This is a genomic window from Pedobacter sp. 05L430, from assembly GCF_056397585.1.
In genome coordinates this window covers 1-8,335 of the sequence record NZ_JBFTNT010000191.1, presented here as the reverse complement: position 1 = coordinate 8,335, position 8,335 = coordinate 1, and the positions used below count along the sequence as shown (strand labels likewise).

At 40.0% G+C, this 8,335-nt stretch carries 5 protein-coding genes; all 5 read left to right on the top strand.

Annotation, left to right across the window (positions count from 1 at the left end; all coding sequences use genetic code 11):
• Positions 1 to 62 precede the first annotated feature (62 nt).
• Positions 63 to 1,337: a glycoside hydrolase family 99 protein gene (locus AC1DG9_RS19340; protein ID WP_337717979.1), complete on the top strand. Its 1,275-nt coding sequence runs from the start codon at positions 63 to 65 to the stop codon at positions 1,335 to 1,337.
• A 201-nt stretch (positions 1,338 to 1,538) separates the two neighbouring features.
• A complete protein-coding gene (locus tag AC1DG9_RS19335; RefSeq protein ID WP_172660434.1) occupies positions 1,539 to 4,697 on the top strand; it encodes a SusC/RagA family TonB-linked outer membrane protein in 3,159 nt (1,052 codons plus the stop codon).
• A 12-nt stretch (positions 4,698 to 4,709) separates the two neighbouring features.
• On the top strand, positions 4,710 to 6,527 hold the full coding sequence (locus tag AC1DG9_RS19330; protein ID WP_477635061.1) for a RagB/SusD family nutrient uptake outer membrane protein: 1,818 nt from the start codon (positions 4,710 to 4,712) through the stop codon (positions 6,525 to 6,527).
• A 19-nt stretch (positions 6,528 to 6,546) separates the two neighbouring features.
• The gene (locus AC1DG9_RS19325; protein WP_172660436.1) at positions 6,547 to 7,263 is read left to right on the top strand and encodes a DUF3823 domain-containing protein; all 717 of its coding nucleotides are present in this window, start codon (positions 6,547 to 6,549) and stop codon (positions 7,261 to 7,263) included.
• Positions 7,264 to 7,285: 22 nt separating this feature from the next.
• Positions 7,286 to 8,335, top strand: a 1,050-nt coding sequence (locus AC1DG9_RS19320; protein ID WP_477635060.1) for a glycoside hydrolase family 99 protein, incomplete at its 3' end; no start/stop codon positions are given.

Sequence of the window (8,335 nt, the reverse complement as noted above, 5' to 3'; positions counted from 1 at the left end):
ATTTACAACGATACACCAATCGTTCATTTCTTCGAGAGCAAAACAACCAAATATAACCACTTATGAATTTTAAAAAGATTATCCTTTTATCTCTATCCTGCCTGTTCATCTATAAAGCACAGGGACAAACAAAACACAGCAAGCAAACGCTATATCCCACTTATAAAGGATTGGTTATGGCAGGTTACCAAGGCTGGTTTAGAGCTGAGGATGATGGTACCGATTCCAAAAGGTATGCTTATGGCGATGAAAAACGAAGCAGCATTGACATGTGGCCCGATGTGAGCGAATATGAAGTAACTTATAATACCCCTTTTAAATTAAGCAGCGGACAGCCGGCAAAGTTTTTCAGTTCACATGATAAAAGCACTGTCGATCTTCATTTTAAATGGATGCAGCAATACGGCGTTGATGGCGTATTTATGCAAAGATTTTTCGGCAATGCCAAGCATAAAGATAAAGCCGCATTAACCATATTAAAAAATGCTTTTGAAGCCGCCTCAAAATATGAACGGGCTATAGCAGTGATGTATGATCTCTCGGGGTTAAGCGCATCAGGTGAAGATTGCTCTGCAATAATTGAAGACTGGAAATACCTTGTAGATGAGTTAAAAGTAACAAACCAAGCAGGTAAGAAAACATATTTGCACCATAATGGAAAACCTTTGGTTACGATATGGGGTGTTGGTTTTCCTGATAGGCCATATAACACACGCAACATCGGCCTGGAGAAATTGATTGATTTCTTAAAAAATGATCCGGTATATGGTAACTGTTCTGTAATGCTGGGTGTACCTACTTCTTGGCGCATGCTAAATGCCGATTGTATTAACGACCCATATCTGCATGAATTAATTAAAAAGAGTGATATCGTTTTACCATGGACAGTACAGCGTTATAGCGGACTGCTTCATAATGATATGGACAGATTGCGCGACAATACTATAGATGATATTAAATGGTGCAAAGAAAACAATGTCGATTATGTGCCTTGTGTGTATCCTGGTTTTAGCTGGCACAATTTAAGTAAGCAGGAATTTCCAGATGATGTGAAACCGGTTGGTTCAATACCACGCCAAGGCGGTCGATTTTATTGGCAACAAATAGCCACCACACTTAATGCAGGGGCATCTATGCTATATGTGGCCATGTTTGATGAGGTGAATGAGGGAACAGCCATTTTTAAAGGATCTGACAACCCTCCGGTAAGTACCACTACCTCATTTATTAATATGGATGGCAAGCCATCAGATCATTACCTGTGGTTAACAGGTGAAGCCGCTAAAATGCTGAGAAACCAAAAGCCACTTACTTTAAAGATGCCTGAACGGAAATAATATAAGACTTTTTAAACCGGAGGTATTTGCGCTTCCGGTATTTTTTACGAGCACTCGGCAATCGATTGCTTAAATCATAAACCAAATATAACCATGAGCAGCTACAGATCACTTCCTCCATAAGCACCATTTACCCTAAGCAAAACTTTGCTTCAATCGGACAATAATCAAACAATAAATTAAACCAAAAAGATAAACAGTATGAAAAAATTAAAATACCTACTTACACTATTTTTTCTATTTCCACTCATTTTGCTGGCCCAGCAATCGGTTACAATAAGTGGAAAAGTAACAGACGCTGCCGGAGGCCTTGGCATACCGGGAGTAAGTGTTAGGGTAAAAGGAACCAACAATGGCACCTTAACAAATAGCGACGGAACATTTTCTCTTAATGTTCCTGGCCCAGACTCGTATATACAATTCACCTCTGTAGGATTTGCCCCACAGGAAATTCAGGTAAATAACAAAAGAGAATTTCAGATCATCCTAAAGCAAGACAACAACAACCTGGAAGAGCTGATTGTGGTTGGTTACGGTACCCAGAAAAAAGCTACTGTAACCGGTTCTGTTGCTACTTTAAAAGGAGAAGAACTGGTGGTTACAAAGAACGAAAGTGTTGTAAACATGTTAACAGGTAAAGTACCGGGCATACGTGTCCTGCAAAAAACTGCTGAACCTGGTTCTTATGCAAATAACCTAAACATCAGGGGATTTAAAAGCGATCCTTTAATTGTAATTGATGGAGTTATTGGTGGAGACCAATCAACACTGGGCAGAATGGATCCTAATGAGATAGAAAGTGTTTCGGTACTGAAAGATGCTGCTGCATCGATATATGGTATCAGGGCTGCTGGTGGTGTGATTTTGGTAACTACAAAAAAAGGCAACAAAAGCGGTAAAGTAGATATAAACTATTCATTTAATCAGTCTTTCCAAACATTTTTAGGAATGCCTGAAGGTGTAGGTGCAGTAGATTATATGTTGATGACCAATGAGAAGAACAAACACAATTTTGATGCAAACTTCATCAGTAATCAGCCTCCTAAATTCTCTTACAATGATATCAAACCATGGCTTGATGGCACTTACAAAGAGACTAACTGGATAGACCTGGCATTTAAAGATACAGCGCCCCAGTTAATGCACAATTTAAACGTTAACGGCGGTAGCGATAAGATCAGCTATTTCTTCAATCTTGGTTATCAAAAGCAGGATGGTGTATTTAAAAGCGGAGATTTAAACTACGATAAATATAATTTTCGTTCGAACGTAACCGTAGACATCACAAAGGGTTTAAAAGCACAGGTATTAGCCTCCGGTATGATGGATGAAAAAAACCAACCATATACTGATCTGTGGACAATCTACAAATATGCATGGAATCAGATTCCAACAAAGCAGGTATTTGCTAATGATAATCCTTTATATCCAAGTGTTATTGATGACAACATGAATCCTGCAATCATTACCGAGGCAGATAAAGTAGGTTTAAAAACATTTAAGCAAAAGAATTTTGTTGGTCAGTTAAATCTACAATACGATATACCCGGCATTAAAGGTTTAAATGCAAAAGCATTGTACAATGTTGACTATAATGTTAGCGACAATAACGAAATAAGAAGAGAGTACACTTTATATACTTATAAAGCCGACACTGATACCTATTTACCAAGCAAGGTGCAAAGCCCTTCTCGCGTGCGTCGCTCCTACTACACCAGGTTCAACACTTTAAGCTCATTGTCTTTAAACTATGCTAATACATTTTTTAATGATCATAATATAGCTGCAACCCTTGTTTATGAGCAAAGTCATCAAACAGGTGATAATTTTTATGCTCAAAGAGATACAGAAATCCCAGTTGATTATCTATTTGGTGGTTTACCAAACGGCCAGATGCAAGGTGGCATGGACATAAACGGATTAAACGACATTGCTTTTCAAAGTATCATAGGCAGGTTGAACTATGATTATAAAGGCAAATATCTGGCAGAGTTTATTTTCCGTAGAGATGGTTCTAATAAATATCAACCAGGAACCAATGATCAGTTCGGATTTTTCCCTGGAGTATCTGTGGGTTGGGTGGTAACGAAAGAGAACTTTTTCCGTAACCTTATTCCAGAGAACATTCTGGGCAGCTTAAAATTCAGAGCTTCATATGGTAAACAGGGTGACGAAAGAGGAAGGGCCTTTAATTATCTTTCAGGATTTAACTACCCTGTAAATTCTTACATATTTGGATCAAGTGCAGTTAACGGCTCCTCACAAAGACTTGGTAACCCAGGATTAAGCTGGGCAGTTAACACCAAAAAGAATATAGCTGTTGATTTTAGCTTTCTTGGCGGTAAACTCGATGGTACTTTTGAAGTCTTCAGAAGTGACAGAACCGGGTTAGAGGCCACTCCTGCAGTAGCATTACCAGGTACAGTGGGTGCAGATGTTCCACAGATAAATATCAATAGCGACAGGGTTCAGGGAATGGACTTAATCCTTTCACATAGAAGCACTATTGGTAATGTTGGGTTAAACATTAGTGGTAACATTGGTACAACACGTGCCCAATGGTTAAACATTCTTCAAGGCAGRGCCGGTAATGAACGTGAAAACTGGAAGAACGGACAGGTAAACAGGTATCAAAACATTTGGTGGGGACCTGAATATGCCGGCCAGTTTACCAACTATCAGCAGATATACAACTATGGTGTGAATATGGGAGGCGGTAATAATGGGGTAATACCTGGAGATTACTACTATCAGGACTGGAATGAAGATGGTGAGATCAATGATAAGGATGATCATCCTATTGCTACCAATGATATCCCATTGGTGAATTATGGTATGAGTATAGGCGTAGCTTATAAAGGTTTCGACGTAAATGTACTTTTACAGGGAGCAGCAGGTGTTTATGTGCAGTATGATGAGTTGTTTGCAGAGCCGCTTGCCTTCGAAAGAAGTTCATTAACTCGCTTTCTGGACAGCTGGCATACTATAGACCCGAATGCTAATATTTATGATCCTAATACACAGTGGACCCCGGGGTTTTATCCTGCTATGGGATCTCCAAAGGCAGTAGGAACAAAAGCTGTGCAAAACGCAAGTTATTTACGTGTGAAAACGCTTGAGCTTGGATACACCATTCCGGCAGCAGCATTACAGAAAATAGGTGTTAAAAAGTTAAGGGTGTATGTAAACAGTTACAATCTGGCAACTTTTACAGGACTAAAAAACTATGACCCTGAACATCAAGGCCCTAAGCCAAATGATAGGGATATCAATCCGGGCGATCCTTTCTCAATAGCCTTGGGGGGATATACGTATCCTATGAACAGAACTTTTAATCTGGGAGCTAACATCACCTTTTAATCTTATTGAAATATGAAAAGTATACATAAACTAATTATAGCAATATCTATAAGCATGGGGGCACTTGTAACCTCTTGCCAAAAGCTAGATATTCCACCTACTAATATTTTTACACCAGACATCATATTTGGTAGTGAGGCCGGCGTAAAATCCTTTTTGGCAACGATTTACAGAGGTTTACCCATTGAAGATTTTAAGTACAGACCCGATCAGGGTTTCAAAACGGGTGGTAACGATTGGGAGAACTTCTTTAACTCAGCCTCAGTTACGGGCGAAGAAGTTGGGCCTTTTGGTGGTATGGATATAGGGGGCGGTTTTGGCTACTGGCCATACGGTGATATCAGAAACGTTAATATTCTGATTGAAGAGTTACCAAAACATGCGGATAAGCTTGGACAGTCCAATGTAGATGCATTATTGGGCGAGGCGCACTTTTTAAGGGCATACTATTATTTCGGACTGGCCAAACGTTATGGCGGTGTCCCAATTGTAACTACAGTGCAAGACCCGGGCGCACCACTTTCAGAATTACAGGTACACCGTGATAAAGAAGAAGCAACATGGGATTTCATTGGTGCAGAGCTTGATCTGGGTTATCAGATGATGAATGAAACCAATGAGTTAGGCAGAGCTAATAAATATGCAGCTGCTGCATTAAAATCGAGAGCAATGTTGTRTGCAGGTACCATAGCCAAATATGGATCTGCAAACTTTGTTGATGGCCAGGCCAGAGCCGAAGGATTTGCAGGCATACCTGCAGACAAAGCCAATGGATATTTCACAAAGGCATATGATGCTGCCAAACTACTTGAAGGACACTATTCACTATATGAGAAAAACTCAGATAAAGTACAGAACTATGTTGACCTTTTCCTGAAAAGCGAAAGTCCTGAAAACATCTTTGTTAAACAGTATTCAATTATCTCTGGTACTGCACACAGCTGGGACGCTACCATGTCTCCTCGCTACATGACTGCTAATGCACTTACCAGATCATACCCTACCCTTGATTTGGTACAACGCTGGGGCAACTTGCCGGTAACCAACTCAGATGGAACACCGAAACGTTTCAATGATCGTGCAGAATTAATGCAGGGACTTGAACCAAGATTGCTGGCCACGGTATATTTCCCGGGAGCAACTTTAAGAGGCCTCACATTTGATATGCAAAGGGGTATTTATCCTTCATTTAGCGGCACAGCAGCCGCAGAAGTTGCAAAGCCTGCTAACTCACGCAGCTACATACTATCAGGAGATACCAAAACTTTATACCAGGGAAGAATGATTATTGGTTTTACAGGACCATGGACCGGTGGCGATGAGCTAACCCGTACAGGTTTTTATGTAAGAAAATACATTGATGCTGCAAAACCAATTTCAACTGTTGACCTAAACAGAAGTGAGCAGCCATGGATTGATCTTCGTTACGCTGAAATACTATTAAACAGAGCCGAAGCAGCTATGGAACTTGGCAATGCCGGTGATGCGCTAACAGTGATCAATATGATCAGAAATAGAGCTGGTGCAACCCCATATACTTCAATTGATATAGATAAGATCCGTAACGAAAGAGGAATGGAACTGGCTTTTGAAAATCAATACTACTGGGATTTAAAAAGATGGAGGATTGCAGATGTGGTTTTAAACAATGCCAGATTTAAGGGTCTTATGCCTTATTATGTATTTAACGAAAACAAATACATCTTTTTGTCGGAACCTGAATTGTTCCAGCGTAATTACAATTTCGACAAAAAATTCTACTACGAACCAATACCTGGGGGTGAACTTGGTAAAAACCCTAATCTATACCCTAATAATCCTAATTACTAAGAATATAAAATTATAAGATATGAAAAAACTGATTAGTAGAATATTGTTGGGCACAACTATACTGGCAAGTTCTGCATGTACAAAAATAGACAACTATGATGGTCCTAATGCTTCATTCGAAGGAAACCTTATTTCCTCAGAAGGTGGCAATTTGCTTACATCGCAAGGCAGCAGCCAAATAAGACTGGAGCAGATCAGCTGGAGTGCTACACCATCTCCGCAGGAGATACCAAGCAAATTCGATGGTACGTTTAAAGATTCAAAACTCTTTAAAGGAACTTACAAAGTAATACCTAAGGGCGGTGCTTTCTGGCCACTTTATGATACCCTTACAGTTGATATTAATAAGGGTACAAAGCACGATTTTACCGTTACCCCATATATTCTCATCAAGAATTTCACTGCGGTGCTGAATGGCAAAACGTTAACATTAAAATATACAATGGAGGCGCCTATTGGCGCGGGTTTACCAACGATTATAGAAACTCAGCCATATGTTAACAATACCAAACTTGTAGGTGCAGGTGCATCCATCAGAGATTTTTCTGACATCTATAAGAAGGCGATTAATAAAGAATGGGCCGATATGACTGATGCAGATAAGTCTGTTACTATCGATATCCCTGATATGTTGCCAGGCAGAAAGTTCTTTGTAAGAGTAGGAGTTCGTTTAAACGATAGTTTCAAGAGCTCCAATTTCTCTGAAATTATAGAAATAGACGTACCAGCAAATTAATTGAACCTAACAAATTATACTTATGAAGAAGTTTAGGATATTGTTTTTCTCTTTTGCAACCATCGCTTTTCTGGCATCGTGTTCTAAAAGCAATGGCGTAAAAGATCCCGATCCGGAAGTAAAGCCACCGGCTACTCAGGACAAAGTGTATGACATGACTGGGGTAGTTTACAAATCTTATACTGGCTTGGTAATGGCTGGTTATCAGGGTTGGTTTGCTGCCGAGGGAGATGGTTCACAGCGCGGCTGGTACCACTATCAAGGCAATGGCGGTTTCTTCCCCGGAAATACCAATGTAGATTTCTGGCCGGATATTACTGAATATACCAAAAAGTATAAGTCGCCTTTTAAATTTGCAAATGGCTCTGACGCTTACTTATACAGTCCTTACGATGAAGAAAGTGTTGATCTTCATTTCAAATGGATGAAGGATTACGGCATCGACGGTGTGCACATGCAACGCTTTGTAGGTGAGATTAAATCTTCAAATGCATCCGGAAAAAGACACTTCAATAAGGTGTTGGCCAATGCACTAAAAGCGGCTAAGAAATATGGCRGGGCAATTAGTGTAATGTATGACCTGAGCGGCTGTTCAAGCGCTGATGTTGCTTATCTGGAGCAGGACTGGAATGAATTACAAAGCCTTTTTAAACTTTTTGACAGTAAAGAGAACCCCACCTATTTATATCACAACGGCAGGCCATTGGTAACTATATGGGGTGTAGGTTTTAATGACAACAGAAAATATACCATTTCTGATGTAACCACACTAGTAGAAAAACTGAAAGGGCCAGATAATAAAGTAGCTGTTATGCTTGGAGTTCCCTTTTACTGGAGAACACTGGGTGATGATACAGAAAAATCGCCTCTGTTGCATGCATTGATAAAAAAAGCAGACATAGTTATGCCATGGGCTGTGGGAAGATTCGGCTCCGGAAATTACAATGAACGGATAACTTATGATGACATCCAATGGTGCAAGGCTAATAAGGTTGATTATGTGCCACTAGTATTTCCCGGCTTTACCTGGGGAAATATGCACAAGGATGCCAGCCTTTATTATCAGATACCC

Coding starts and splice junctions, on each gene's coding strand:
- AC1DG9_RS19340 (WP_337717979.1), top strand. CDS start 63: ATGAATTTTAAAAAGATTATCCTTTTATCTCTATCCTGCCTGTTCATC.
- AC1DG9_RS19325 (WP_172660436.1), top strand. CDS start 6,547: ATGAAAAAACTGATTAGTAGAATATTGTTGGGCACAACTATACTGGCA.